Origin of the sequence: Methylocystis sp. JR02 (assembly GCF_030063565.1) — a bacterium.
Taxonomy (GTDB): Bacteria; Pseudomonadota; Alphaproteobacteria; order Rhizobiales; family Beijerinckiaceae; genus Methylocystis; species Methylocystis iwaonis.
This window is the reverse complement of the sequence record NZ_JASIRC010000001.1, coordinates 1,002,965-1,029,712: the sequence shown is the minus strand read 5'-3', so window position 1 is coordinate 1,029,712 and position 26,748 is coordinate 1,002,965. Positions and strand designations below refer to the sequence as shown.

Below are 26,748 nucleotides of genomic sequence, written 5' to 3'. Positions count from 1 at the left end.
AAAGAACAGGACAGCCGATGTCGTCGGAGCGTTCGCAAAATCTACAGGATACATTTCTGAATTTCGTCCGAAAAAACAAGGTTCCGCTCACTATCTACCTCGTCAACGGCGTCAAGCTTCAGGGTATTGTCACCTGGTTCGACAATTTCTGCCTCCTGCTGCGTCGTGATGGCCACTCGCAATTGGTCTACAAGCACGCCATATCGACGATTATGCCCGGGCATCCGATCCAGATGTTCGAACCGGCGGAAGACGAGGGCGTGGAGAAGCAAAGATAAGCGGATTGATCGGCGAAGTATCAGTTGAAGAACGCGCGCTCGGTGAGGACCGTACGCGCGCGGTCGTCGTCGGGCCCTATCTCTCGCGCGGTCCGGCGGCGCTTTCTCGTGATCCCCAGGCCCGGCTCGCTGAGGCGGTCGGTCTCGCGCAGGCGATCGACCTCGATATTGTGGGCGAGCTTCCTGTGGCTTTGAACGAGGTTCGGCCAGCGACCTACCTCGGGAAGGGCAAGGTCGAGGAAATCGCCGAGACTGTAAAGGCTCAAGAAGCGGGCCTTGTGAGCATGGATTGCCAGCTCTCGCCCGTGCAGCAGCGTAACCTCGAAAAGGCCTGGGGTGCGAAAGTCATCGATCGCACCGGCCTCATTTTGGAGATATTCGGCCAGCGCGCCCGCACCAAGGAGGGCGCGCTCCAGGTCGAACTCGCGCATCTCGCTTATCAGAAATCCCGCCTGGTGCGGTCCTGGACCCACCTCGAGCGTCAGCGCGGCGGCTTCGGCTTCCTTGGCGGTCCCGGCGAGACACAGATCGAAACCGACCGCCGACTCATCGAAGAGCGCATGCGCCGCATCGAGCAGGACCTCGACAAGGTGAAGCGCACCCGCGGCCTGCACCGCAAGACGCGGCGGGAAGTGCCTTACCCCGTCGTCGCCCTCGTCGGCTACACAAACGCCGGAAAGTCCACGCTCTTCAATCGACTGACCAAGGCCGAAGTGCTCGCGCAGGATATGCTGTTTGCGACCCTCGACCCCACGCTGCGGCAAATTCGTTTGCCGCATGGCGCCCGCGTGCTGCTCTCCGACACGGTCGGTTTTATCTCGGATCTGCCGACCATGCTGGTCTCCGCCTTCCGCGCCACGCTGGAGGAAGTGACTCTTGCAGATGTGATCCTGCATGTTCGCGACGTCTCCCATGAGGACTCGGAAGCGCAGGCGCGCGATGTCGAGACGATCCTGGAGGAGCTGGGCCTCAAGGGCGAAGCCGAGGGGCGGATCGTCGAGGTCTGGAACAAGATCGATGGGCTCGATCCCGAGCGGCTGGAAGCCATGCGCCTCGCCGCGCGCGGCTTCGATCCGCGCCGCCGCCCGGCGCTGGTCTCGGCGCTGACAGGCGACGGACTTGGCGATCTCCTGGCGCGCATCGAGACCCTGCTTGCTGAGAGCCGCGTGACGCTCGCGCTGGAGATTTCTCCGGAAGACGGGCAGGGGTTCGCCTGGCTCCATGCCCACGCCGAGGTCCTCTCCCGCGAGACGAATGAGGACGGCGGCTCCCGCCTCACGGTGCGCGTTGCGCCGGAGCGCCTGGACGAGGTAAAACGGCGCTATTCATCAGCCTTGCGAACATAAGACCTTAGCGCCATGCACTGGTTCTACCTTGCGATTGCGATCCTCTCCGAGGTCGCGGCCTCCACGGCGTTGCCGGCGGCCCAAGGCTTCCGTAATCCGCTGCCGTCGCTTGCCGTCGTCGCCGGCTATGCGACGGCCTTCTATTTCCTGTCGTTGACGCTGGAAGACATCCCGCTTGGCGTGGCCTATGCGGTTTGGTCGGGCGTCGGCCTCGCGCTGGTTTCCGTGGCCGGCTGGGTCATTTATCGCCAGAGCCTGGGTTCGGTGGAGATCGCGGGCATCCTGTTGATAGGATTAGGAGTTATCGTTTTGAAATTTGGCGGCGGCCACTGAAGTCATAATCTGCTTCAAGTGTCATTCCCGACGCTCGCGAAGCGAGCGATCGGGAATCCAGAGCAAAAGCCGCAACGCTTTTTGTGGCTCTGGATTCCCGCTCGGGCTTGCCCGCCGGGAACGACAATCTCCGATGCGCGCTGTCAAATGGGCGTCATTCGAAAACCGCCGGCAACATGCGCTTCAATGTCCGGTCCTTCAGCACATGGTGATGCGCGATGGCCGCTGCGGCGTGCAGCGCCGCCACTATCATCAGCGTATGCGCCAGGAACTCGTGGATTTCCTTGTAAGAGTGCTTCAGCTCGCGATTTTTGACCCAGGGAGACGGAATCTCCGAGAGGCCGAAGAGCGGCAGCGCCTCGCCGCTATGGAAGAGCGTCAGCACGCCGACGACGGGAACGGCGAGCAGCAGCCCATAGATGGCGAGATGGCCGAGCTTCGTCGCCAGTTCACCGGCCGTTCCGAAGCGCGTGGGCTCGAGGGGCGACGCAGGGGCGATGAAGCGCCAGACGATCCTCAGGACGAGCAGCAGCACGACCAGCTCGCCCAGGATCACATGAACGAACTCGCCCATATGGCGGATCGAGCCCTTTGGCAGATCGTCGCCGACAACGCCGAGAATCCAGGCGCCTGCGACGCATAAAACGGTGAGCCAATGAAAGAGCTGCGACGGCGGGCTGTAACGTGATGGGTTCGAGGCAATGGACATGGTACAGATGGCCTCCATGGTAGTCAGCGTGACCTTAGCGCCGTCGAAGGCTCCAAATTAAGGCACATCCGCCGCCTTTGGCGCGGCGCCGGCCTTTGCCCCTTTTTCCAGTTGCTTCGCCTCACTCCAGAGCGCCTCCATTTCATCCAGCGACGCCGCCTCCGCGGACGAGCCCATCTCCGACAGGCGCCTTTCGATATGGTGGAATCGACGTTCGAATTTGGCGTTGGCGCCCCGTAGCGCCTGTTCTGGATCGACCTTGGCGTGACGCGCGAGATTGGTGACGACGAAAAGAAGATCGCCGATCTCCTCTTCCAGAGATTTGGGGTCGAGGTCCGGTCGGCGCAATTCCTCGGCGACTTCCTCGGTCTCCTCGCGGATCTTCCCCATGACATGCGCGGCGTCATTCCAGTCAAAGCCGACTTTGGACGCCTTCTGCTGCAGCTTCACCGCCCGCGTGAGCGCGGGCAGGGCGAGGGGGACGCCATCGAGCAGACTCGCGGGAGCAGGGGCTCCTTTCGCCGCCTTCTCCGCCGCCTTGATCTCGTTCCATTGCGCCGTCACGCCCTCGGGCGTCAGCGATTCGCCCGCTTCGAAGACATGCGGATGGCGGCGGATGAGCTTGTCGCAAATGGCGCCGACGACGTCGGGGAAGGCGAAAGCGTCCTGCTCCTGGGCGATGCGGGAATGAAAGACCACCTGGAGCAGCAGGTCTCCCAATTCATCTTTCAAGTCGCCAAGGTCGCCCGACTCGATGGCGTCGACGACCTCATAGGCCTCCTCGATCGTATAGGGAGCGATGGAGCGGAAATCCTGCTCGAGGTCCCAGGGGCAACCGGTCCCGGGGGTGCGGAGCGCCGCCATGATCTCGATAAGACGCGCAATGTCGCCGGACATCAGGGGGAGATCCTCTGGAGCAAAAGAAAACGCCGCGCGCCCGGAGGGGCGACGCGGCGTCTGATCAGATTGCCGGGACGTTAGTCCAGAGCAATGGAGAGGGCTTCACGACCCTTCGCGGTGTCGACGACCTGCATGGTCACCGGCTGGCCTTCGAGCAGGCGGTTCACGCCCGAGGGACCGAGGATCGAGATATGGACGAAGACGTCCTTGCCGCCGTCATTCGACTGGACGAAGCCGAAACCCTTGGTCTCGTCGAACCATTTGACCTTGCCGGAGACCGGCACGGCGCTCGACGGATCAGGCGCCTGGCGACGGGGAGGACGGGGGCTGTCGAAGCCGCCGCCGCCGCTGCGCGGGGGCGGAGGAGCGCGCTCGGCGGCGCCGGCGAGGTCGACGTCGAGAATGCGGGAGACCTGCTGGCCCTTGACCGAGCTGGTCACCACGACCTGCAGCTTCGCGCCGGGCGGAAGCGTCTCATAGCCAGCCGCCTGGACCGCGCCGATGTGGAGGAACGCGTCGCCCGTGCCATTGGCCAGCTCGACAAAGCCGAAGCCCTTGTCCGACTTGAACCATTTCACGACGGCGTCGACGGACGGCTCGTTCATCATCGGGGGCGCCGCATCCGGGAATCCGCCGCCGCCGAAGGGCGACCTCGGAGCGCGACTGGGCCGCGGCGCGTCATAGCCAAACGGACCATCGTCGTCGAACCCACGCTTACGGGGTCCCCGGAAATCTCTACCTTTGCTCATGTCTACCTGCTCGTCTCCGCCAAAAAAGGCAAGACTCTTATGCCAAACGCGTGCGCCCAAGCAGAACCGTTCGGACGCGCAAAATGCGTCCGCTCGGAAAGGATGGGATGTTGCCAGTTGAATGCCATATAGTCCCGCGCAACAGGGCTTTTAGCAGATTTCAGGCCGTTCTGGCCAGAGATTTTCGTGGCCCCATCGAAAAAACCAAAGAACTGCCGCGCTCGGGCTGGGGCAATAGGCCGTTTTTTCAGAGGTTTCATTCGCCCGCGCCATGGCCGCGGAAGCCGCCGCGTTTCTGAACCTTCGCCGCTACGGACGCAGAGCAGCGCTCGGCGGTTCGCGGCGGGCAGCAAATTGCCCGAAAATCGAACCGGCTGATTCTTCGAGGCGAGTCGGACTGGAAGGGCGTGGCGTTCAGGACTGACCGCAGCATCGATTCGCATAATCGATATTATGGAACTAAAACTCGCAAGTTGGCGGGCGTAGGACTTGGGACAACAAAGCCGACAAGAACCGTCGCGAAAATAACACGACGCCGCGGCATGGACGCCGGATTTTCGAAATATGGAAAATATGCCGCAAATCCCCGAACCGGCGGGGTTGTTATGCATGGAGGAACCGCTCGACCTGCATGCAGAAAAAGTCTGGAGCTTCTTCAGCGACGAAGTGTCCGCTGTCCTCGGCGATCACGGCTGTCAGTTGCGTTGCCCGCGGGCGCAGCGCTTCCGCGAGCTTTTCGCCGACGCCATAGCGTCCGGCGATCGCCAAAACCGGCGTCTCCAGCTTCCGATTTTCAAACGACGCGACCAGCGCCGCGTCGTCACGAAGGGCGCGATAATAGGCAAAGCCGGCCGTCATGCCGCCCGGGGACGCGTAACGCCGCGCGAACTCCGAGACAGCCGCTTCGGTTATCGCGTCCTTCTTGTGCGACCAGGCGCGAATTTGGGCGGCGATATACTCTCGCTCCCGCCCGCGCGTCAGCATCTCTGGAATCTCGGGAGCCATATGGAAGCCATAGTGCCAGGCCCCGCCGCGCCTTGCGTCCATGTTTTCCGTGCCAGGAACCAGGCAATCGACAAGGACGAGCTTTTCGACCTTTCCGGGCTGCAGATTGGCGAGAACGAAGGCTGCTTTGCCGCCCATATCATGCCCAACCACATGCGCGCGGCCGCCGGCGACATGGTCGATCAACGCGGCGACGTCGGCGGCGATTGTCTGCTTGTCGTAGCCGGCCGGCGTTTTCTCCGACAGCCCGAGACCTCTGAGGTCGAGCGCGACGCAATTGAACCGGGCGGAAAGCCGCTCCATGGTTCCGCGCCAGGCGAACCACGTCTGCGGCCAGCCATGGAGCAGGATCACGGTAGGACCCGATCCGACGCTGACATAGTGCAGCCTCACGCCATTGAGCTGTGCGAAATGGCTCATTCCGCCGCGCGGCAGCGGCGTCGCTGTCGGATCGTCTGTGGCAAGGGGCTGGGCGGCGGCGAGCGACGATCTGAATAAGATGGCGTGGGAGCTTCCGACGAGGAATGCGCGGCGTTCGGCTTTCATGCTAAATCCTTCTTCGAAAAATCAGATCAATGGCTTGAAAAATAATGAACTACACCTCGATCTGCAGCCCGTCATAGGCCGCCTCGACATTCGCCGGCAGCACGGCCGTCAGCGCATCATAATCGAGATCGACATGGAGGTCGGTCAGCACGGCGCGCTTCGGGCGAAAACGATCGATATAGGCCAGCGCCTGTTCGACTGAGAGATGAGTGCCATGACGCTGCCAGCGCAGCGCGTCGATGATCCAAAGATCGAGGCCTTCGAGGAAGCGCGCGCTCTCCGGCGGGATGGCGTTCAGGTCGGGCGTGTAGGCAAGATTGCCGAAACGAAAGCCAAGCGCATCCATGTCCCCGTGGTCGAGCCGGAACGGCGTCGCTTCAATTGGCCCGCCCGGCCCCTCGATCGTCACGGACCGGCCCGGATGCAGCCGATGCTCCGTCATGAGCGGCGGATACAGGCTTCCGGGCGGCGTGGTGAAGATATAGCCGAACTTCTCGCTGACATCGCGGGACGTGCGCTCGTCCATATAGGCCGGAATGCGCCTGCCGTTCAGAATGACGAGGCCGCGCACGTCGTCGATCCCATGCGTATGGTCAGCGTGCGGATGCGTATAGAGCACGGCGTCGAGACGCCTGACCTCCGCGTCGATGAGTTGCTCGCGCAAATCAGGACCGGTGTCGACGAGGAGTTGGGTTTTCGCCGCATCGTCGCCGCGGGCGACCAGGATCGAGCAGCGGCGGCGCCGGTTCTTGGGATTGTCCGGGTTGCATTTGCCCCAGCCCTGCCCGACGCGCGGCACGCCGCCCGACGAGGAGCAGCCCAGGATCGTGACCGTGAGCGTCAAGCGGCGGCCTCGAGCGGCGGCATTTTGGAGAAGAGCCGAAGCGCATTTTCCGTTGTCACGCGGGCGAGCTCTTCCTCTGAAACGCCCTTGATTTCCGCGAGCAGCCGCGCCGTGTCGACGACAAAGGCCGGCTCGTTACGCTTGCCCCGATGCGGCACGGGCGCAAGGAAGGGCGCATCGGTCTCGACCAGCATCCGCTCCAGCGGCACGACCTTCACCGTCTCGCGCAGCTCCGCCGAATTCTTGAAGGTCACGACGCCGGAAAATGAGATGTAAAGGCCGAGATCGACCGCTGTTTCCGCCAGCGCGCGGCTCGAGGTGAAGCAATGGAGGAGGGCGGTGAAAGCCCCCTTCCCCATTTCCTCTCGCAGGATCGCGGCGCAATCGTCGTCGGCGTCGCGCGTATGAATGACGAGCGGCAGGCCGGTTTCGCGCGCGGCGGCGACATGGGTGCGGAAGACCCGTTGCGAGAGCTCGCGCGGCGCTTGATCATGGAAATAGTCGAGCCCCGCCTCGCCGAGCCCGACGCATTTTGGATGCTGTGCGAGCGCCACAATCTCTTCGACCGTCGGCTCGGCTTCTTCGTGGGCGTGAAGCGGATGGGTGCCGACCGTGCAGAAGACGTCCGGATAGGCCTCGGCGATCGCTTTCACGCGGTCGAAGCGCGACAGATGCGTGGAAATAGTGATCATACGGCCGACGCCCCGCGCCTTGGCGCGCGCGACGACTTCCGCCTGCTCCGGCGCGAAATCGGGAAAATCGAGATGGCAATGGGTGTCGATGAGCATGTGACGTTCGGTTTCCTGCAGAGGCGGCGCGCCAGGCGCCCCGCGCATAGCATATTATTGGCCGACCAGTCGCCTGCTACCGACTGGCCGCTCATCGTGCCGCGAATGGCGGCGATGACGCTGCAAAACCTTCAGGCTGATCGACAGGCCCGCCATGCACAATCGCGACCAATTGCTTCCGCTCGACGGGGCAAACGAAGCTCGATGTCGTTGCGTCGATGATCCACCGGACGTCGAAAGGCCTCGACGGCGGCGTGGCGGCTTGGACGGAGCCGGCCAGCCTCCAGGCCAATGAGGACGAGGGAGCCCCAGAGGCGCTTAGGAACATAATCATACCGCTTTGTTTCGCGCCGCTGTGGTGCGGCTATTCCCCAAGAGATAGGACGAGTTTTCGACAAACCCGCATCGGCGTGGAGGCCTTCACGAGGCCGGCCACGGCGCACGTGCGGAATGGCGGATATGCACGACCTCAATAGCGTCCGTCCGAAACCGATAGAAAATTTTGTAGGGGCAGTCGGGCAGTATCTTTACGTAAAGCTCTGGGTGATCCGTGCGCAGCCCGCCCCTGGGATTTTCCGAGAGGAACGACAAGCCAGCTTCGATTGCGGCAGCGACACGCGCCGCTCCCTGCGGGGACTTTTCCGCCACAAAGGACAGAATTTCGAGCATGTCGGTTCTAGCACGCCGCGTAACGCGGATTTTCATCGCTTGAACCGTCGCCAGAGTGCGGCCATCTCCTCTTCGGTCGCGAAGTCCCCGCGATCGGCTTGCGCCAATCCTTCCGCAACGGCGCGCTCCTCATCCGGAGTCAGGGCGTAGAAGCCCGCCCGCGCCGCCGCAATTTCGCGCGCCGCGTCGGCGAGCGCTTGCTGATCTTCCTCCGGCCAGTTCTCGATCGCGGGGAGCATTTTTTTCAGGGTCGAAATCATCCCTCAAGAATATCACAAAGAGCTGCCGCCGCGAGCGCCGACTCTGCCGGGCCCATTCAGCGGCAGTTGCCCGTTCCATAGCCCTTCCCGCCGCGCAGCGAGCCTGCGACATGGGCGACGATTGGATCGAAAGCAGCCTTCTCGGCGGCCGGATAGTCGAGATAGACGCTGTTCCATACCGTCCCGCCGCAGGAGAGCAGCGACTTTCGGTAAAAAATCCGATCGCCCTTGCGGCCAGAAGCGACGATCCAGTCCCTGCCCTGGCGCTTGTAGTCGACGGTTTCCCCTGCGCCTGGCTTGGTCATGATCTCGACCTCCTGAAAGCGCGGCAGGACTGCATAGCTGCCAGACACCGTGACGCTGGCGCGTCCGTCGGGAGAGGTGAATACACGCCCGTCGTCATTCTCCGGCGCCTCACCCATGCGCCAACCGACCGGAATGTCGGCGGCCGCGCCGAAGCGATCGTTGCGATACGTCCGCCAATCGCCAGCGTGGGCGGCCATAAATGCGAAGATCAAAAAAGCGAGCGCCCCTAGGAATCTCATAAGCGCGACGCCTCGAATAGAATGGCTTGCATGGGCATTCTCGCCGGCGCGCCGAATTCCTGCCCGAGCCTCTCCGCCAAGGCCTCGGCGATCGCCTCGGGCGCGACCTCGCCCCGCGCGCGGATCTGGTTGAGGAGCGGGTGGCCGAAAACCAGGCCCGTGGCGAAAGCCTCGACGTCCGCGATCTCATGCACGCGCGGCAGGACGGAGATGACGATATTGGTGAAACCCGCCGCGATGAGCGCCTCCTTGGTCGGGTCGATCTCGGGGCACGAGAAAGGCGACACGAATTTGGGAGGATCGCCGGGAAAGAAGCGCTCGACCATTTCCTGGCCGAGGCGCGAGAACGGGTTGTAGTGCGGCGCGTCCCAGACGCTTGTCAGATAGCGGCCATGGGGCCTCAGCACGCGCGCCGCTTCACGATGGGCGGCGTCCTTGTCTGGGAAAAACATCAAGCCGAACTGGCAGATGACCGCGTCGAAGGCTCCGTCCGCGAAGGGCAGGACGAGCGCGTCCGCCACGTCGAAACTTACTTGTTCGTCGGGCCTAAACTTCTCCCGCGCGATCTCGAGCATAGGCGCGTTGAGGTCGGTCGCGGTGAGCCGGGCGTCCGTTGGCAAAGCATCGCGCAGCTTGCGGGTGACGATGCCCGTGCCGGCGGCAATCTCCAGCGCGTTTCGCGGTCCCCAAATCGCCGCCCGCCGCGCGGTCTCCTCGGCATAGGCCTCGAAGATCACGGGGCCGAGGCCGCGGTCGTAATGGCGGGGGATGTCGCCGATGAAGCGGGCCGGGTCGGAGGACAAGATCGCTGTTCCTTCGGCGTTTTGAGTGCAGATCGATCAGCCGCCCAAATCGGTCTTGGTGAAGTCGTCCCCTTTGTACAAGAGGGTCGCCCCCAGCGCCTTAGCGCAAGAATACGCGAAACAATCGCCGAAATTGAGGTCCGCAGGATGGCCGACAGCCTTTCCATATGTCGCGGCTGCGAGGATCGCGCCCTGGCCGATTTCGGGAGAGAGGATATCTCTCTAATGTCGTTCGCCCTGATGAACTCTCGCACCGAGGCGGTCGCTAGTCTGAGATTCTCTGCAGTCGAGCGGCGTGCGGGGGCTCCGATCCGAGCCCGGGCCAAGCCGAGAACTGACTCGAACGTCGAAATCGGCGAAATATTAAGCTGGCCACGAGCCTCTTCGATCGCCGTGATCAGGCGCTCTGAATCCGGCTCGCGGTTCAAAATCGCGATGACAGCCGAGGCGTCGAGGAAAATCACTCGCCCCACATCCGGTCCATAAACGCCTTGGCGTCGAAGTCCGGGTTGGGTGCGCCGATCTTATCCGCGAGAGCAAAAGCCTCGGCGTTTCGTTCTGCAAAGGACTGACGTGCGTTCACGCGCTCGAGTTCATGCAAAAGTGCGGCCCGCACGGCTTCCGCTTTCGTGCTTGCTCCAACAGCCGCCTGTAGCTTCTCCGCGAGCGCATCGACGTCTTTATCTTTGATGTAAAGCGCCATGAACGTCATCCTCTTAGATCAACATAGCAAAAACGGGATATTCAGGACAGTTCCTCCTCCACAAACCTCGGAAACACTGGCGCCGGCGGCGGCAGCGGGGCGCCTTCCTGCAGGGCGTTCCCCTCCCCGGCATGGGCGAAATCGCGCTCGTCGGGGCCAACGCCCAAGGAATCGAGGAACTTCCCCGCCGCCTCGGGAATAAAGGCCTGCAGCGGGATCACCAGCCGGCGCAACGTCTCCGCCGTCACATAGAGGATCGTTTCCATGCGCGCCGGGTCGGTCTTCTTCTTGGCCCAGGGCTCCTCGCCGGCAAAATAGCGGTTGGCCTCCGCCACCACGCGGAAGATCTCCGCAAGCGCATGATGCGGCTGATAGGCGTCCATCGCCGCCCGCGCCTTCTCCAGCGCGCCCGCGGCCTGGGCGAGAATGTCCCTGTCCGCGTCGGTGAATGCGCCCTTCTTCGGCACGGCGCCGTCGCAGTTCTTGGCGATCATGGAGAGCGAGCGCTGCGCCAGATTGCCGAGATCATTGGCGAGATCGGCGTTGATGCGCATGACGATCGCTTCATGCGAGTAATTCCCGTCATTGCCGAAGGGCACTTCGCGCAGGAAGAAATAGCGCAATTGGTCGACGCCATAGCGGTCGATCAGCTCCTGCGGGCCGACGACATTCCCGAGCGATTTCGACATCTTCTCGCCGCGCGAGAAGAGGAAGCCATGCACGACGATCTGCTTGGGCAGCGGCGCCTCCGCCGACATCAGAAAGGCCGGCCAATAGATGGCGTGAAAGCGCGTGATGTCCTTGCCGATGACATGGGCGTCGGCGGGCCAGTAGCGCGCCTTCTCGCCGCCGGTGAGCCAGCCGGTCGCCGTGATGTAATTCGTCAGCGCGTCGACCCAGACATACATCACATGGTTCGCCGTCGTCTGCGGGCTCGGCGGAATCTTGATGCCCCAGTCGAAGGTCGTGCGCGAGACGGAGAGATCCGAGAGCCCGCGCTTCACGAAGGCGACGATCTCGTTCTTGTAATGCTCCGGCGTGATGAAATCCGGATGCGCCTCGTAATGAGCGAGGAGCTTTTCGGCATAGGCGGAGAGCTTGAAGAACCAGCTCTCCTCCTCCACCCATTCGACCGGCGTGCCGGTCGGCGCGTATTTCTTGCCCTCGCGCTCGGTGAGCTCGCTCTCGTCGTAATAGGCTTCGTCGCGGACGGAATACCAGCCGGAATATTTCGAGAGATAGATGTCGCCCCTGGCCTCCATGCGCCGCCAGATGTCGAGCACGGCCTCCTTGTGGCGCTCCTGCGTCGTCCGCACGATGTCGTCGGCCCGCGCGTTCAGCGCTTCGCCCATGCGGGCGAATTGCGCGGCAATGCCGTCCACGAACTGCTGGGGCGTCACCCCCTCCTTCTCGGCGGTGCGCTGCACCTTCTGGCCGTGCTCGTCCATGCCGGTGACGAAGAGCACGTCGTAGCCGTCGAGCCGCTTGAAACGCGCGAAAGCGTCCGTGGCGATGCGCTCATAGGCGTGGCCGATGTGGGGCGCGCCATTCGCGTAGGGAATGGCGGTGGAGATCATATAGGTGGGGCGCTCAGACATGGCGCCCGAGATAGCGCGCTTTTGAGACGCGGGGAAGTCGGAGCCTGCGCGTCAGCCAAGCGAGCATGAGGCCCTGCCCCGCACCGTGACGGTCTTGCTCTCGGCGCCCTTACCCGGCAGGAAGCTGACCTTCAGTTCGTAGGCGCCCAGATATTGATTGGGATCGCTCGTCATTTTCGTCTCGACGACAAGCTCGAAACTGGCGAAGCGCTCGCCCTCGCGTTCCTTATAGGCATGGAGCTTCAGCTCTTTGCCGTGAACCCAGCTATGCGGCAGGTTGTCGCCAACAAGGCTGATTTTGCGGAAGTCGTCGGGAACGCCGTCAAGGAGAACGTCGAATTCGCCGTGAATCTGCAGGAGGCCCGGAAGCGAGCCCATCAGGGCGCCGATCGCGCCTTTGAGCCGCTTGTCCTCGATCGCGCAGTCGAGATTGGCCGTGGCGCGGGCGGGCGCGGCGGCAAGGATGGCGAACAAAATCGCGAGAGGCAAAATACGCATGTTCATCTCCCGGAAATAAAGCCGCGATTAAAGCCTGACCGACGCGGGCGGGGGGCGAATCGCAGACTCCCATTTCTGCCCCTGAAGCGCTATGTTTTGGCGCACTGTGCGGGAGCATCGGTATGAGCGTAACCAGGGCGCCGAAGGATATTGCGCGCAGGCTCAGCGAGAAGGGCCGCGCCAGGAGCGACGGCTGGCGGCGCGAGACCTTCACCTTGCCGCGCCTCGACGCCCGCGCCAAGGCGCGCGAATGGTTCGACCGTTATCCCAAAGCCGCCTATATGACCGAGATCGAATTCTGGCGCGAGCTCGAGGACGGCCGCATCGAATTCGTCATGCGGCGTCTGCCCAGCGCGGACTGAGCTATTTGCAAGCTTGGTTGCGCCTATAAACCTTCCTTTCGCCAGCTTCCCCACAGCGCCAGCGCCAACGCTGCGATCAAGGCGCTCCACCCCCAGGCATAAGTTCCGGTCGCGTCGCGCAAGGCGCCGAAGGCCGGCGGCGCGAGCACGACGCAGATCTGGTTGATCGCCATGGCGAGGCCGATCATGAAGCCGATCGCGCCTTTGGGCGCGGCTTCGCTGACCAGCGCGATCCAGGGCCCGTACCAGCCGAAGCCGAAGAAGCCGAGCCAGATCGCAAGCAAGGCGACCGCCCATAGAGGCGCGCCGGGGGCAAACAAATAGGCGGCGAGGCCCAGCAAGATCGCGCCCATGCTGACGGCGAGCGGGAAGAAACGGCCGCGCGCGCTTCTGTCGCTCCAGAGGGCGAGAATGATGCGCGCAAACGCCCCGGCGAATTGCGCCGCGAATAAGAGCTTCACGCCCGTTTCCACGGGAATGCCGAAGCGGTCGCGAAGGTCGAGCGGCAAATAGACGGTCATGCAGAATTGCACGCAGACGAGCGCCGCCCCCGGCAGGGCAATGCGTGGAAGACGCGGCGCGATTTCGTCGATGCGCTCCCGCCAAAGGTTCTCGCACCGCTTGCGCGCCGGCAAAGGGTCTGGCGGCGGGCGATACAGAAAGGCGAAAAGCAGCCCGCTCGTCAGCGCGGCGCCGGCGCCGAGTTCAAAAGCGGCGCGCCACCCCTGCTGCGCGGCAACGACCGGCAGGATCAGGGCCGCGAGCGCCGCGCCCAGCGGCAGGCCCGCCTGACGAATCCCCATGGCGAGGCCGCGCGTATCGGACGCAAACCACGCCGCCACCACCTTGCCGCCGCCCGGTTGCACGGTGCAATAGCCGATGCTCGCGACGACGAGCCAGGAGAGGATGTCGAGATAGCTCTCGGCTTGCGCGGCTGCGAAGAGCGCCGCCGCGACCATCGCCGCGCCGAGCCCGACGATCAGCCTTTCGCTGAAGCGATCGAGCAGCAGACCGGCGATCGGGAGCCCCACGATGGGCGTCGTCTGCGCGGCCGACATGGTGAGCCCCACCTGCGCCGCATCGAGGCCGAAAGCCGCCTGCAGCGCCGGCCCCAGAGCGCCGAGCCCCTGCACCAAAAAGCAGCCGCCGGTCTGAGCGAGGGTCGCGAGCGCCAGCACGAACCAGCGATAGGAAGACGGGCGTTTCGGGATCGCGGCTGTGAGCAAGGCTGGCTCTTTGTCGGAGGCGTCGAGGCGCTAGCTTTATCGCACCGCCGAAGCCTGGGGATAGAAAATCCGCGGCAAGGCGTCGCGCTCGAAACGGCGGCATTTGCGGGCCCTGCGCAACGGCTTGTTCATTCGACGCGCCCAAAGTGCGACGTGAGCCATTTTCCGGACTGCCATTTTCGCCGACGAAAGAGCAGGCAAGCCATGCAAAGACGCGCATTTCTGACCGGGCTCCTTTCCCTGCCTTTTGCGCTGACAACGGAGGAATTGCGGGCCTGCTCGCTGGCTTTCGTCAATGACCGCAAGCTGGCCAAGATCGTCGTTCGCTCGATGGACCTCCCTGTCGCTCTGCCGGAGCGGCCAAAATTCGTTGTTTTTCCACGCGGCCAGGCCCGCACGTCACAGGCGAGCGTGCTTCCCGGCGTGAAGGGCAAGATCGAAGGCGTCGGCCCGGATACGATTGGCTGGACCTCCAAATATGGCTGCGCTGCGATCGTCTCCTTCGAAGGCGCCGCCTCGGACGGCCTCAATGAAATGGGCCTTGCGGCGCATATGCTGGTGCTGGACGAAAGCCGTCTCGAAGCCCCGGACAAGCGCCCGGTTCTGCCCGATACGCATTGGGCGCAATATGTTCTCGACAATTTCGCGACGGTTAATGAGGTCGTCGACGCGCATAAGGAAGGCAAGTTCCGCGTCGCCGCCGCATGGGCGAGCGACCTCGGCCTGACGCAGCACCTGCCCACGCATCTTGCCGTGCAAGACCCCTCGGGCGACTCGGCGATCATCGAATATATCGACGGAAAGCTCGTCGTTCATCACGGCCCCGAATATCGCGTGATGACCAATGATCCGCCCTATGACCAGATGATCGAGCGCGTGAAGCAATATGCGCCCTTCGGCGGAACCAAGCCGCTGCCGGGCGACGAGACGGCGGAGGATCGTTTCGTCCGGCTCGCCGCCTATTCGAAATATCTGCCCGATCCGAAGACCTACCGGGAGGCGGTCGCCGGCGCGCTGTCGCTGCTGCGCATCGCGCAAGTTCCTTTCCGCGATCCCGGCCGTGCGCCGGACAAGGGTTTTTGGGGCGCCTGTCAAACCAATTGGGTCACGGCCGCCGACGTCACCAACAAGGTTTATTTCGTCAGCAGCGCGACGGCGCCGAGCCTGTTTTGGCTCGATTTCAAGAGCGCCAATTTCAAGCCAGGCGCGCCAGTGCTTTCTCTCGATCTGCACGATCCGGCGATCGGCGGCGACGCGCGACGCTTCCTGCGGCGGTGGAAAGCGGCTGCGTGAAGGGCTTTTGGCGCCGCTCGGCTAAGGATTTGTAATTGGGCGATATTCTCATCACTGAAACGACCCCCACCCTTGATCCCTCCCCGCAAGGGGAGGGAGGCGGCTCGCGCCCGGATTTGTCAGCGTTGCTTGCTAGTGATCCCTAGCGGCGCCGCTTCTCTCCCTCCCCCCACGGAGTGGCGGGGAGGGATCAAGGGTGGGGAGCGATTCAGCTTCCCAGACGCCTCCGCAGAACTGCCCAGCGCCAAATTCCCCGCCGCCGATTTCCGACGCGAGGCGATACAGGAAGCCGGGACGCCCCGGCCCCGTTCGGCCGGTAGCGTGAAAAATAAGCGCATCGGGGCCAAGGCGTCCCGGCTGCGGTCTTTATTCGCGCGCACCTTTCCGTCCGGGGTGGGGTCATCTTGTGACCTTGGCCCTTCGGGCGCAGCCGCCAGACGGCGCCTGCTTCTTTCCCGGGAGTTTTGACGCTCCCGAGCGCGTCGCAAGGGCCTCGACATGCGCCGCCTCCGGCCCGCCGGCCCTTTCCCTTTCGGTACTCCGGCCGCGTGTTGCGGGCGCGAAAACTATGCCCAGCCTTTGCGTGGGATTTCTCCCGCGCAATCTCCCCACGAAGGAGAGACCCGGCGGGCGGCGCCGGAGTCCCGCACGGAACGAGGGTCGCGTCCCGCGCTTAACCGACCCCGCCGACGCCGCCGACCCTGACGACGCCCCTGCAAGTTGGCGAGGCGGTGGAAGGATAAGGGAGGTTTGGAGGGTGGGGATAAATTAGGGGGCGAATTTCTCGATGAAGGCCGCGCTCTGCTCCTCTCCCCGCAAGCGGGGAGAGGAGCAGGCGGGCGGTCCAGCCCTGATAGAACGGTGACAGAACGGCCCGGAAAGAAGGGTGACAGTTTGAAGGCGGGGACAACTAAAGAATGACGCGATAGGGGGGGGCCGCAGAAGCCCAGAGGCGCCGCGGCTTGCCCTTCCCTTCCCGGCCCTTATAGTCCCGCGCAACTCTCACGCTGGGAAACCTCATGACGATCAAGAGCCTTCGCATCGGCACGCGCGGCAGCCCGCTGGCGCTTGCGCAGACCCATATGGTTCGCGCCCTCCTCGCCGAGGCGCATGGCGTGAGCGAGGACCATTTCCCCGTCGAGATCATCAAGACGACCGGGGACCAGATTCAAGACCGGTCTCTCGCCGACTCCGGCGGCAAGGGGCTCTTCACCAAGGAGCTCGATCTCGCGCTGATTGGGGGAGCCATCGACCTCGCCGTGCACAGCTCGAAGGACCTCCCCACGCATCTGCCGGCGGAGATCGTCATCGCCGGCTATCTGCCGCGCGAGGATGTGCGGGACGCCTGGATCGGCCGCGACGGCATGACGATCGACGCCCTGCCCCCGGGGGCTGTTGTCGGCACCGCCTCGCTGCGCCGCGCCGCGCAGGTGAAGCGCCGCCGCCCCGATCTGCAGACCACGCTGTTGCGCGGCAATGTTCATACGCGGCTCGGCAAGGTGGAGAGCGGCGAGATCGACGCCACGCTTCTGGCGCTCGCCGGGTTGAAGCGGCTCGGCCTCGCCGATCGCGCGACGGCGCTGTTGCCGCTCGCGGATTTTCCGCCCGCTGTCGGACAAGGCGCGATCGGCATAACGGCCCGCGCCGGCGACGCCGAGACGCGCTCTGCGCTCGCCCCGCTACTCGACGCGGCGACAGCCCTCGCGCTCGCCGCCGAGCGCGCCTTTCTCTCCGCGCTCGACGGCTCCTGCCGCACCCCGATCGCCGGCTATGCGACGGTCTCCGGGGACGAGCTCTCCTTCTATGGCGAGGTGTTGAAAGCGGATGGCAGCCAAGTGTGGATCACGCGCCGCAAGGGCCGCGCGATCGACGCGGCGATGATCGGCGCCGACGCAGGCAATGAGATCGTGCTGAAGCTGCCGCATGGCGTCGCGGGGCTGATGTGAGGCGCGCCCTCGTCTTACGTGGAGCGGAAGACGCCTTACGTACGGCGGAAAAACTAAAATCGTTACGATTTACGTCAGTCGTATCCCCTGTATTGGAGTTCGGCGCGACCGGGGCGCGCGTTCCGCCGGGCGCTTATGACGCCGTGCTGGCGTCGAGCGCCAAGGGGATCGACTGCGCCGGAACGGATACGGAACCTTATAAGGCCCTGCCTCTGCACGCCGTCGGCGCCAAGACCGCTAAGGGGGCAGTAGAGCGCGGCTGGCGGCCAGACATTGTCGCCGGAAAGGCCGAGGCCATCCTGCCGCTGTTGCTCGCCCGCTACCCTGCCCCGGTTCACTTCCTCTATCTTGCCGGGCGGGATCGGCAGGCGGCTTTGGAGGCCGGCCTGCGTGGCGCCGGCCATGCCGTCACGGCCGTCGACGTCTACGAAGCGCGGGCGGCCGAGGCCCTCTCCGACGAAGCGCGCGCGGCGTTGGCGGCCGGGGAGATTGACGTCGCGCTCCACTACTCCCGCCGCAGCGCAGAGATTTTTTTGCGGCTCGCCGCGTCTGCGGGGTTGGCGCCTCAGCTCGGGCGGGTCGTCCATGTCGCGCTTTCGAAAGACGTGGCCGCGCCGCTCGAAGCAGCCGGGCTCTCGGTCTCCTGCGCGCAAGCGCCTGACGAAGCACATTTGCTGAAAGCTGTGGCCGCCCTTTTGTGACGGCTTGCGGCCGGAGCGTCGGCCAGCTCTGCGCTTGGCGCCAGCTCTGAGCCTTGGCGCAATGCTCGCCTTTCGCGTCCGCCTGTGCTAACCCCTGCGTCTCCCCTTCGGGGACAAGAAAAATCGGAAACGCAAGGGTCGCGCGAGCATGTCGGATATTTTCCACGAGGTCGACGAAGACGTCCGCCGGGACAAGGCAGCCGAATTTTGGCGCCGCTATCAGACGCCGATTTTCGTCGGAGCTTTTCTGATCGTCGCCGCGACCGGCGCCTGGAGCTATTATCAGGATAAGCGCCTCAAGGCCGCCGAGGAGGCCAACGCCCGCTATGTCGCCGCCGTGGCGCTGGCCGACGAGGGCAAGAACGCCGAGGCCGCCGCCGCTTTCGACGCCATCGCCAAGGACGGTCCCAAGGGCTACGCCGCCCTCGCCCGCATCCGCGCCGCCGAAGCGCGTCCCGACAAGGCTCAGGCGCTCAGCGAATTGAGCGCGATCGGCGAAGACCCCAACGTCGACAAGCTGACGCAAGAAATCGCCATGCTGCGCGCGGCGCTGATCGTGCTCGAGGGCGACGACCGCGAGAAGCTCGAGCGCACGCTCGGCCCGCTGATGCTCTCGACCGGCGCCTTCCGCTTCTCCGCTCAGGAATGGAACGGCCTCGACGCGCTGTTCAATGACGACTACGACGAGGCCGAGCGCGTCTTCGAGCAGGTGCTCAACGACCGCGACGCCCCGCAATCCATGCGCCAGCGCGCCTCCGCCTATAAGGGCCTGCTGCACGCCAAGCGCGGCCCCAAGCCCGCGCCTGCGGCGGCGACCTCCGGCGGCGCGACGAGCGGCGGCAAGATCGACGTCGTTCCGGTGATCGAGCCGGAGTCCGGCGGCGCCATGCCGGCGGGGTCCGCACCGATCGAGACGGCGCCCGGGAAGTAACGACGGCTCCCTTGGTTCATCCCGCGTCGTCGCAAGTTGCTCGATGACGCGGGACCAAGTTTGTTTCTTTTCCGCAAAAACTGTTTTTCTTCGGCGTTGGTTGACGCCGGCCAGCATTCCCGACGGGCCGGCCGCTTTCTCCCCTTCAAGGGGGTGAATTCAGAGCCGGAACAGCGCCGGTTTTGCTCTGAATCCCCGATCGCTCGCTTGCGCGAGCGTCGAGGATGACGGCGGACCAATCTAGCGGTCTCGTATTACCCCGCCACCCGCAGCCGGCTGAAAGACGGGCGTCTTAGAAGATGCCCGATGGCTGGGCCACCCTAGCAGCCTGCGCACAATTTCCTGTCGCCGCCCTCGTCATGGCCGGGCTTGTCCCGGCCATCCACGCCGGGGGCATGATAGCAAATGCTGGGCAGTCATCGGGAACGTTTGTGGAACGCGGAGCATCGCAAGCCCTGCGCGGCCTTCGTCCATAGCGATCACGCTTCCGCGTAGGCTGTGCCCCTCGGCGTGGATGGCCGGGACAAGCCCGGCCATGACGGGCCCCTGTTCGAACATATGTTCTATTTTACAAATGTTCGAACACACTTCCCCGCCCGCCTCACTTCTCAACCAGCGCCCAGCCGATCAGGACCATCACCGGGCCGACGATCGCTTCACGCGCAACCTTCTCGGGAAGATCGCTGATCGTCCCTTTGATGATGCGCTCGTCAGGGGTCGAGGCGCGTTCGATGAGGAAGGCGGGCGTGTCATGCGCCATGCCCTCCTCGAGCAACCGGCGCGACAGTTCGGGCAAAGTGCGGTTGCCCATATAGACGGCCGTCGTCGCGCGGCGATCGGCGAGCGCGCCCCAGTCGAAGTCCTCGGGAAATTCCCCGTCCTTCGTATGGGCGGTGATGAATTGCACGCGCCGCACGGTCTCGCGGCTCGTCAGCGATGCGCCGAGCGCGGCGGCTCCGGCGAAGGCGGCCGTGACGCCGGGCACGATTTCGATCTCGAAGCCCGCCGCGCGCAGCGCCGCGATCTCCTCATTGGCGCGGCCGAAGATCAGCGGATCGCCGCCCTTGAGGCGCACGACATTCTTGCCGGCGCGCGCCAGCTCGACGAGGAGCGCGGTGATCTCCTCTTGTCGCACGGAAGGCTTGTAGCCGCGTTTCCCGACATTGATGCGCGTCGCCTCGCGGCGCGCGAAGTCGAGAATGCCGGCGGGCACGAGATCGTCGAAGAGGACGACATCGGCGCCGGCCAGCGCGCGCATGCCCTTGAGGGTGATGAGCTCCGGATCGCCCGGCCCCGCGCCCACGAGCGTCACCCGCCCATGCGCCGCGGCGTCGCCGGCTTCGCGCGCCTGCGCCAGCAGCGCGTCGCAATCGCGCGTCGTGGGCTGGCGCTCGACGTCGCGGAACGCCAGCCGCGTGAACCGGCGCCAGAAATCGCGCCGCGCCAGAAAGTCGAGGCCGGAAGAAAGGATTTGCGGCCGCCATTCCTGCGCCGCCTTGGCCCAGGCGGCAAAGCTCGACGGCACGAGGGCCTCGATGCGGCCGCGCATGGCTTGGGCGAAAACGGGGGAGGCGCCGCCAGTCGAGACGCCGATGACGAGCGGCGAGCGATTGACGATCGCGCCCATGATGAAGTCGCTCATCGCTGGCCGGTCCGCCAGATTGAGCGGCACATGAGCGGCGTCGGCGGATTTGCGGGCGGCGTCGGCCTCCGCATCGTCGAAGGTCGAGCCGAGCGCGAGCGCCGCGCCGTCGAAATCCGCTGGCGCGGCCGCGCGCTCGTGAAGCGTGACGTTTCCCCGGACGGCGACGATCTCCCGCAGCTTATCGGAGGGGTCGGCGGCGTAGACATCGACCCGCGCGCCGGACGCGGCGGCGAGATCGACCTTCCAGGCCGCGCCCTCCCCGCCCCCGATGACGACGACGCGCTTGCCGGCGAGCGGATAAAACACGGGCAGAGCTTCGAGAGGCTGCATGAGGTCGGAGGAGATTTCGTCGGGTTTGCGCGTCACGTCGGGCCTGTTCCGGGCGAGGAGAATCCGGCAGGCGAGCGTCGGTTAGAACGCCGCCTGCTCGGCCCGATGACGCATAGCCGATCCGCCCGTGCTGAGAAAGCGCTGCCGGGGCGAGCGGCCGGACAGTGGGACAGCTATGCGCGAAGTCTTTCATTGCGGGCCAGGGTTATCCCGCCGCGTGTCATTGCCGACGCTCGCGAAGCGAGTGATGCCGTTTCCGTTTGAACAGCTCGGATTGCCATTTGAATCCAGAGCCACAAGAGCGCTCGTTTTGCCCAGCGCCCGTCATTGCGAGCGAAGCGAAGCAATCCGGGGCGGCGATGCGGCCCTGGATTGCTTCGTCGGCTCCGCCTCCTCGCAATGACGGCGGTGATTGCATTGTGTATCCAAACGGCGCGAGCGTCGGAGACGGCGCCATCCCGCATGATCGGGAATCCAGAGCAACCTTCGCTATTTTGGCGCTGGATTCCCGATCGGGCCTTCGGCCCGTCGGGAATGACGGCGCCAACCGCTCAAACGTCGCCGGTCAGAACTTGGCGTTCACCGTCACGAAGGCCGAACGCGGCGCGCCGGGCATGATGTTGTTGTTGTTATGCGCCGAGGCGTAGTAGCTCGCGCCGAGAATGTTCTCGACATTCACCTGCGCGGAAATCTGCTCGCTGAGCTTCCAATAGACGGCCCCGTCCCAGCGGGCGTAACCGGGGATGACGACCGCATTGTCCAGCGCCGCGTAGAATTTGGCGTTGTAGATCACGCCCGTGCCGACGCCGAGCACGTCCGGCGCCAGGCCGATGAGCGACGAGACGTCATATTTGTTCCAGAAGGTGAAAGTGTTCTGCGGCACGGACGGCACGACCTTGCCCTTTTCGGTAAAGAGCGGCCCAGTGCCCGCGAGCGGCACGCGGTCGGAGCTCGTGATATAGGCGTGCTGATTGCCGTAGCCGAGCGACACCTGCCATTCCTTGGTCACCTGCCCAACGAGGCCGAGCTCGCCGCCGACCGTGCGGGTATTGGTGAGCACATTATAAAATGCGTTGATCGCGACCGGCTGGTTGCTGCGATTGAGGTTGTAGATGGCGCCGGTGAAGAGCAAGGTCGGCGTGATTTCAGCCTTGAACCCCGCCTCCACATTCTCGAATCCCTGCGGCTGCAAATTCTGCTGCGAGATCGACAACGTGTTGAACTGATCGCCCGCCGCCGGCAGGAATGTGCGCGAATAGGCGCCGTAGAGCGAGAGCTGCTCGAAGGGCTTGAACACGAGGCCGAAACGCGGCGACCATTTGCCCACGTTGTTGGTGATCGTCTGGCCCCAATAATTATCGATAGTCGGGGTCGGAGTCGGAAGCGTGTTGACGAATCTGAGCCTGTAGCTGTCGAAGCGCACGCCCGCGAGGATGTCGACGTATTTCGTCACGCTGATCTGATCCTGCACATAGCCCGCGGCAAGATCGAGATCGGTGTGGCGGCGGAAGCTCGGATTATTGAAGACGACCGGCAGGAAGGTCGTGGGAGAGCCGAAGAAAGTGTTGATGTTCGCCGAGCCGGTGAAGGGGTTCAGCCAGCGCGCGTTGTTACGGTTGGTGTCGGACTTCTGATTGCCGAACTCCATGCCGGCAAGCAGCGTGTGCTTGATCTGCGGCGTCATTTGCAGCGTATAGGTCAGGTCCGTCTGGTTGAAGATATTCTGGCGCGGCGTCTCGTTGTTGTAACCGGAGAGCTGCACGCAGGGCGGCAGCGCGCCCGCGCAGCCGGAGAAGGCGACGGCGTTGTTGGCGAAAGTGTTCTGATAGAACTTGGCGTAATTGGCGAAGACGGTCTGGTTCTTGATGTTGACGCCGAAGTCGGTCGTATGATCGATCATCAGAACCGCGCGATCGACGTCGGTCTTGGCGTAGTTGACCGTCGGATTGCCGAAGAATGTCGAGCGGTCGGTCGGCGACGGATAGCCGGGGTAGAGATCGGCGGCCCCGAGACGCTGCGCCGCCAGGATCGTCGGATTGGCGTTCCAGTTCACCGACGGTATGCCGCGGTCCATCGTGCGGTAGTCGAAGTAATGCTCATAGCTGAGCGTGACGAAGGTCTTCTCGAAAGGCTTCCAGGTGAAAGTCGGATTGATTCCCCACCGCTTCATATTGAAATAGTCGCGGTAGCTGTAAGACTGCTCGAAGAGCCCGTTGACGCGCACGGCGAGTTGATCGTTGATCGCCTGCCCGACATCGAAGGTCACGCGCTTGCGGCCGAAACTGCCCGTCGAGATCTGCACGGCGCGCAGCGTTTCGCCATCGGCCTTTTTCGTCACGCGATTGACGACGCCGCCGCCGCCGCCGCGGCCGAAGACGAGCGCGCTCGGGCCTTTCAACACCTCGACCGCCTGCATGTTGTAGAGATCGCGGTAATATTCAGCGTCGTCGCGCACCCCGTCCGTATAGAAATCCGCGGTTGTGGGCTGGCCGCGAATGGTGATCTGATCGCGCTGCCCCTCGCCCTGCGCCACCGTCACGCCCGGCACATAGGCGAGCGCCTGGCCGAGAGTCAGGCTGTTGCGGTCTTCGAGCTGCTGCTTGGTGAGGATGGTGATCGACTGCGGAATGTCGAGGATCGGCGTGTTGGTCTTGGTGGCGGTCGAGGTGCCGTGCGCGACATAGCCGACAACGCCGCTCGGGCCGCCGCCGAGCGTTTGGCCTTGCGGAATGAAAGGCGTGGGCGCAGGCGTCGCAGCCGTCACGACCGGGGAGACATGAACCGGCGCGCGCTGCGCCGGCGTGCGGACGACGGTCTTCTGCGCATGCCCGACATCGATTTTTGGCAGCGCATGCTGTGCAAGAGCGGGAATGGGAGCGGCAAGAACGGCGGCGATGGCGCAGAGGCTGACGCGAGGATGAATGTAGGGTTTTTGAGGCGCAGTGGGCGTCACCAGGAAAGTCTCCAAGCAGAAGTGGGGGATCGATTGCCGCTAGACTCGATCTCATGTTTCTGCTCGAGTATTGCTGCGTTAAGTCTTTGGTTGCAATGGCTTGAGAACAACCTTGGAAATCTTTCAAGTTTGTCGCTCTTCTTGGCGGAGTTCCGCCAGAACGATCGTTGGAAATGCGACATTCTGGACAACTATTAAATTTCTTGACTGTGATAATTTTGAAACGAAAAAGCGGCCCTGAATCAGGGCCGCTTTGAACTTAGGACGTGGGCGCTCGAATTACTTGCTGCCGTCCGCCTTGAACTGGGAGACATAGGCCCAGACATTGTCCTGATCGCCTTCCGAGGCGAGGCCCTGGAAGATCATCTTGGTGCCGGGCACCTTGGCCTTCGGGTTCTTGATGAACTCCTTGAAGGAGGCCTCGTCCCAGGTGATGCCCGAGCCCTTCATCGGCTCGGAATAGTTGTAGCCCTCGACCGAGCCGGCCTTGCGGCCGCTGAGGCCATTGAGCTCCGGCGCCACGGCGTTCTTGGCGCCCGGGCCGACCTGATGGCAGGCCTTGCACTTGGCGAAGACCTTTTCGCCCGCGGCGGCGTCGCCAGCGGCGAAGGCCTGGCCGGCGGAAGCGGCAAAAGCGACGCTCGCAGCGAACGTCAGCAGGGAAATCGTCTTCATCCTTGATCCTTTCCTCATCCTCGGCGTTCGCAGTCGCGTTCGCCAACATTCTTTAAAACGCGCGTGCCAATGGGTTCGGCGCTCGCGGCCGCTCTTTGAGACGCGGCGAAACTACAACGAAGGGGCGCTCTGACACAATACCGCCACTTGAGCAGTCTCGAGTTCGCACCTTGGCGCAGATGAGGTGAACCGGAGCTGAACCCCGTTTCGACGCGGCCGCGCGCGCCCTATCCCGCAGAACAATGTGAGCGATGAGAAAGCGCGCAGATTCAAAAAGCTGGGCGCATTCGTTTCGCAAAAGCCCCTCAGCTTTTGTGGAATGCGCGCTAAGTCACGCGTCGCAATGTCAGATTGACTCGCGCGCCCTGCCCGGCGAGCGGCGCCGGCAAGGGCGTGAGGATCGACGGCAAGATGCGGTCGACCCCATGAAAACATAGCCGCGCGGGCCCAGAGAGAATCAGCGCGTCGCCCGAGGAAAGCGTGAGGGCGGTCGTCTTGTCGGCGCGTTTGCGCCCGCCGAGGCGAAAGCGGCAATCGGCGCCGAGCGACAGAGAGAGGATCGGCGCCGCGACATCCGCTTCGTCGCGATCCTGATGCAAGCCCATCTTCGCATCCGCGGCGTAGACATTGACGAGGCAGGCTTCCGGCGACTTCGGATAGCCGGTCAGCTCATCCCAAATGTCGAGCAGCATCTGCGGGATGGGCGCCCAAGGCGCGCCGGTTTCGGGATGGCGCGGCTCATAGCGATAGCCCCTGTCCTTGTCGCTCATCCAGCCGAGCGGCCCGCAATTGGTCATACGCACCGACATGGGCAGGCCGGATTTCGGCATGCGCGAAATAAAGAGCGGCGCTGCCGAGATCGCATCGGCGATCTCCTGCGCCAAGCGCTCCTGCGCGGCGGCGTCGAGAAAGGCCGGATAGTGGAAAGCGCCGGGGGTGATTTGCTGTGCTTGCATCTCGCGTTACTCTACATGGCCGGCTGGCGCTTTTTCTTGTAGACGGCCGCGCTGTGATATGGGTTCCGCTCGACCGGTCCGTTGTCATTCCCGACGCTCGCGCAGCGCGCGATCGGGAATCCAGAGCAGAACCAACGCTCTTGTGGCTCTGGATTCCGGTCGGGCTATCAGCCTGCCGGGAATGACAAATTCCGATGCGCCGAACGAAATTGCCATCGCCTCGCGCGGCAGCTAGACTTTATCGACTAAACAAAGCGACCGTTTCAATTTTCGATCATTCCCGAGGTCCGCGTTATGATGGCTCGAAAGACTCTCGCCGGGCTTTTTTGTGCGCTCCTGACCGGATGCGGGACTTATGTTCCGGAGCTAGCGGACCCGCCAAGCAATCAAGCCGACGGCCAACTTCTCGTTCAAGCGATCGTGCGCAGCGTCAACTGCGAGATGCGCAACGCCGTCGCTTTCGTCATCGATCGAGACAAGGAACTTGCCGCGATAAATGGGCAACGAACCGCCGCCTGGTTCGAAAAATGGGGCGTGCAAGCCGCGCTGACTCTGACCATCGACGAAAAGACGTCCATAAATCCGACGGCGATCTGGACGCCCCCAAATCCGGCGACCGCCTTGTTTACGCTCGCCGGCGGCGTCTCGGCCTCCGCAGATGCGACGCGGATCGATACGCTCAACTTCTACCACACGGTCAAGGACCTCTATCGGCTCGGCCCCTGCCCGGCCGGCGACAACGCGGCCGCGCCGATGAAATCCTTGCTCATCCAGGGCGATCTGAAGCTGAGGCAGTGGCTGGTCAGTCACGTGCTGGCCGCTGGCACAGGCGAGATAACGGCGCCCACCGGGATCGACACGCCGCTGAAGCAGGATGCCTTGTCGCATGAGGTGAGGTTCCTCGTCGCGACAAGCGGCAATATCAATCCGGCCTGGACATTCGTTCACGTCAACGTCAACCCGGCCGGGCCGCTGCTCTCGACGAGCCGGGATCGCACTCACGACCTGCTTCTGACTTTCGGCCCGGTCGATCCGTCGAGCAAGCGATTGGCCAGCGTCGCCGCCGGCACGTTCCAGGCGTCGCAGATCGGCGTCTATATGAGGAGCGCGCCCATTACGCGCTTCGGGTTCTAAATACAGTCGACGCTCTCGTTTT

At 63.8% G+C, this 26,748-nt stretch carries 28 protein-coding genes; 9 read left to right on the top strand and 19 right to left on the bottom strand.

The window, feature by feature from the left end; all coding sequences use genetic code 11:
* Nucleotides 1–17: 17 nt before the first annotated feature.
* Genes hfq through QNA11_RS04830 form a run of 3 tightly spaced genes read left to right on the top strand, consistent with a single transcriptional unit; the run spans nt 18 to nt 1,957 of the window.
* Nucleotides 18–278, top strand: coding sequence for an RNA chaperone Hfq (gene hfq, locus QNA11_RS04840; RefSeq protein WP_202071749.1), 261 nt, complete (start codon nt 18–20; stop codon nt 276–278).
* 5 nt (nt 279–283) lie between these two features.
* The gene (hflX, locus tag QNA11_RS04835; RefSeq protein WP_283482163.1) at nt 284–1,624 is read left to right on the top strand and encodes a GTPase HflX; all 1,341 of its coding nucleotides are present in this window, start codon (nt 284–286) and stop codon (nt 1,622–1,624) included.
* Nucleotides 1,625–1,636: 12 nt separating this feature from the next.
* Nucleotides 1,637–1,957 carry a DMT family transporter gene (locus QNA11_RS04830; RefSeq protein ID WP_283482162.1) on the top strand — a complete coding sequence of 107 codons (321 nt, stop codon included), beginning with the start codon at nt 1,637–1,639 and terminating at the stop codon, nt 1,955–1,957.
* 154 nt (nt 1,958–2,111) lie between these two features.
* Here the strand turns inward: QNA11_RS04830 and QNA11_RS04825 are convergent, their stop codons facing one another.
* From QNA11_RS04825 to QNA11_RS04760, 14 genes are all read right to left on the bottom strand, one after another.
* The gene (locus QNA11_RS04825) at nt 2,112–2,666 is read right to left on the bottom strand and encodes a cytochrome b (RefSeq protein ID WP_283482161.1); all 555 of its coding nucleotides are present in this window, start codon (nt 2,664–2,666) and stop codon (nt 2,112–2,114) included.
* A gap of 57 nt (nt 2,667–2,723) precedes the next feature.
* The gene (mazG, locus tag QNA11_RS04820) at nt 2,724–3,563 is read right to left on the bottom strand and encodes a nucleoside triphosphate pyrophosphohydrolase (RefSeq protein WP_283482160.1); all 840 of its coding nucleotides are present in this window, start codon (nt 3,561–3,563) and stop codon (nt 2,724–2,726) included.
* A gap of 80 nt (nt 3,564–3,643) precedes the next feature.
* Nucleotides 3,644–4,315: a cold-shock protein gene (locus QNA11_RS04815; protein ID WP_202071754.1), complete on the bottom strand. Its 672-nt coding sequence runs from the start codon at nt 4,313–4,315 to the stop codon at nt 3,644–3,646.
* Between the two features lie 603 nt (nt 4,316–4,918).
* Nucleotides 4,919–5,866, bottom strand: coding sequence for an alpha/beta fold hydrolase (locus QNA11_RS04810; protein ID WP_283482159.1), 948 nt, complete (start codon nt 5,864–5,866; stop codon nt 4,919–4,921).
* A gap of 49 nt (nt 5,867–5,915) precedes the next feature.
* On the bottom strand, nt 5,916–6,710 hold the full coding sequence (locus tag QNA11_RS04805) for an MBL fold metallo-hydrolase (protein WP_202071757.1): 795 nt from the start codon (nt 6,708–6,710) through the stop codon (nt 5,916–5,918).
* Nucleotides 6,707–7,498, bottom strand: coding sequence for a TatD family hydrolase (locus tag QNA11_RS04800; protein ID WP_283482158.1), 792 nt, complete (start codon nt 7,496–7,498; stop codon nt 6,707–6,709). Before QNA11_RS04800 ends, QNA11_RS04805 begins: the two co-directional genes overlap by 4 nt.
* A gap of 420 nt (nt 7,499–7,918) precedes the next feature.
* The gene (locus QNA11_RS04795) at nt 7,919–8,203 is read right to left on the bottom strand and encodes a type II toxin-antitoxin system RelE/ParE family toxin (RefSeq protein WP_255537169.1); all 285 of its coding nucleotides are present in this window, start codon (nt 8,201–8,203) and stop codon (nt 7,919–7,921) included.
* Complete coding sequence (locus QNA11_RS04790; RefSeq protein ID WP_283482157.1) at nt 8,200–8,427, bottom strand: hypothetical protein; 228 nt, start codon at nt 8,425–8,427, stop codon at nt 8,200–8,202. Before QNA11_RS04790 ends, QNA11_RS04795 begins: the two co-directional genes overlap by 4 nt.
* A gap of 56 nt (nt 8,428–8,483) precedes the next feature.
* Nucleotides 8,484–8,972: a hypothetical protein gene (locus QNA11_RS04785; protein WP_283482156.1), complete on the bottom strand. Its 489-nt coding sequence runs from the start codon at nt 8,970–8,972 to the stop codon at nt 8,484–8,486.
* Nucleotides 8,969–9,775, bottom strand: coding sequence for a class I SAM-dependent methyltransferase (locus tag QNA11_RS04780; protein ID WP_283482155.1), 807 nt, complete (start codon nt 9,773–9,775; stop codon nt 8,969–8,971). The genes QNA11_RS04785 and QNA11_RS04780 overlap by 4 nt, the downstream gene beginning before the upstream one ends.
* Nucleotides 9,706–10,239 (bottom strand): PIN domain-containing protein, encoded by a 534-nt coding sequence (locus tag QNA11_RS04775; RefSeq protein WP_283482154.1) that lies wholly within the window; start codon nt 10,237–10,239, stop codon nt 9,706–9,708. The genes QNA11_RS04780 and QNA11_RS04775 overlap by 70 nt, the downstream gene beginning before the upstream one ends.
* Entirely contained in the window at nt 10,236–10,478 is a 243-nt protein-coding gene (locus tag QNA11_RS04770; RefSeq protein ID WP_202071762.1) for a type II toxin-antitoxin system VapB family antitoxin, read from the bottom strand. The genes QNA11_RS04775 and QNA11_RS04770 overlap by 4 nt, the downstream gene beginning before the upstream one ends.
* Nucleotides 10,479–10,519: 41 nt before the next feature.
* Complete coding sequence (gene metG / locus QNA11_RS04765) at nt 10,520–12,076, bottom strand: methionine--tRNA ligase (protein ID WP_283482153.1); 1,557 nt, start codon at nt 12,074–12,076, stop codon at nt 10,520–10,522.
* A 51-nt stretch (nt 12,077–12,127) separates the two neighbouring features.
* Nucleotides 12,128–12,574, bottom strand: a complete 447-nt coding sequence (locus tag QNA11_RS04760) for a hypothetical protein (protein WP_283482152.1) — start codon at nt 12,572–12,574, stop codon at nt 12,128–12,130.
* 122 nt (nt 12,575–12,696) lie between these two features.
* Between QNA11_RS04760 and QNA11_RS04755 the strand changes: the two genes are divergently transcribed.
* Entirely contained in the window at nt 12,697–12,936 is a 240-nt protein-coding gene (locus QNA11_RS04755; protein WP_202071765.1) for a hypothetical protein, read from the top strand.
* A 23-nt stretch (nt 12,937–12,959) separates the two neighbouring features.
* Here QNA11_RS04755 and QNA11_RS04750 read toward each other — a convergent pair whose 3' ends face one another.
* Complete coding sequence (locus QNA11_RS04750; RefSeq protein WP_283482151.1) at nt 12,960–14,162, bottom strand: MFS transporter; 1,203 nt, start codon at nt 14,160–14,162, stop codon at nt 12,960–12,962.
* Nucleotides 14,163–14,366: 204 nt separating this feature from the next.
* Between QNA11_RS04750 and QNA11_RS04745 the strand changes: the two genes are divergently transcribed.
* The 4 genes from QNA11_RS04745 to QNA11_RS04730 all read left to right on the top strand — a co-directional run bounded on the left by QNA11_RS04745 (nt 14,367) and on the right by QNA11_RS04730 (nt 19,033).
* Nucleotides 14,367–15,455 (top strand): linear amide C-N hydrolase, encoded by a 1,089-nt coding sequence (locus tag QNA11_RS04745; protein ID WP_283482150.1) that lies wholly within the window; start codon nt 14,367–14,369, stop codon nt 15,453–15,455.
* Nucleotides 15,456–16,474: 1,019 nt separating this feature from the next.
* The gene (gene hemC / locus QNA11_RS04740; protein WP_283482149.1) at nt 16,475–17,401 is read left to right on the top strand and encodes a hydroxymethylbilane synthase; all 927 of its coding nucleotides are present in this window, start codon (nt 16,475–16,477) and stop codon (nt 17,399–17,401) included.
* Complete coding sequence (locus QNA11_RS04735) at nt 17,398–18,102, top strand: uroporphyrinogen-III synthase (RefSeq protein ID WP_283482148.1); 705 nt, start codon at nt 17,398–17,400, stop codon at nt 18,100–18,102. Before hemC ends, QNA11_RS04735 begins: the two co-directional genes overlap by 4 nt.
* A 148-nt stretch (nt 18,103–18,250) precedes the next feature.
* Nucleotides 18,251–19,033: a tetratricopeptide repeat protein gene (locus tag QNA11_RS04730; protein WP_202071770.1), complete on the top strand. Its 783-nt coding sequence runs from the start codon at nt 18,251–18,253 to the stop codon at nt 19,031–19,033.
* Between the two features lie 601 nt (nt 19,034–19,634).
* Here the strand turns inward: QNA11_RS04730 and cysG are convergent.
* The 4 genes from cysG to QNA11_RS04710 all read right to left on the bottom strand — a co-directional run bounded on the left by cysG (nt 19,635) and on the right by QNA11_RS04710 (nt 25,592).
* A complete protein-coding gene (cysG, locus tag QNA11_RS04725) occupies nt 19,635–21,044 on the bottom strand; it encodes a siroheme synthase CysG (protein WP_283482147.1) in 1,410 nt (469 codons plus the stop codon).
* A gap of 529 nt (nt 21,045–21,573) precedes the next feature.
* On the bottom strand, nt 21,574–23,961 hold the full coding sequence (locus QNA11_RS04720) for a TonB-dependent receptor (protein WP_283482146.1): 2,388 nt from the start codon (nt 23,959–23,961) through the stop codon (nt 21,574–21,576).
* Between the two features lie 279 nt (nt 23,962–24,240).
* Nucleotides 24,241–24,636: a cytochrome c-554 gene (locus QNA11_RS04715; RefSeq protein WP_202071773.1), complete on the bottom strand. Its 396-nt coding sequence runs from the start codon at nt 24,634–24,636 to the stop codon at nt 24,241–24,243.
* Nucleotides 24,637–24,962: 326 nt separating this feature from the next.
* Complete coding sequence (locus QNA11_RS04710; protein WP_283482145.1) at nt 24,963–25,592, bottom strand: alpha-ketoglutarate-dependent dioxygenase AlkB family protein; 630 nt, start codon at nt 25,590–25,592, stop codon at nt 24,963–24,965.
* A 420-nt stretch (nt 25,593–26,012) separates the two neighbouring features.
* Here QNA11_RS04710 and QNA11_RS04705 point away from each other — a divergent pair, with 420 nt between their 5' ends.
* Nucleotides 26,013–26,726, top strand: coding sequence for a hypothetical protein (locus tag QNA11_RS04705; RefSeq protein WP_283482144.1), 714 nt, complete (start codon nt 26,013–26,015; stop codon nt 26,724–26,726).
* Nucleotides 26,727–26,748 lie beyond the last annotated feature (22 nt).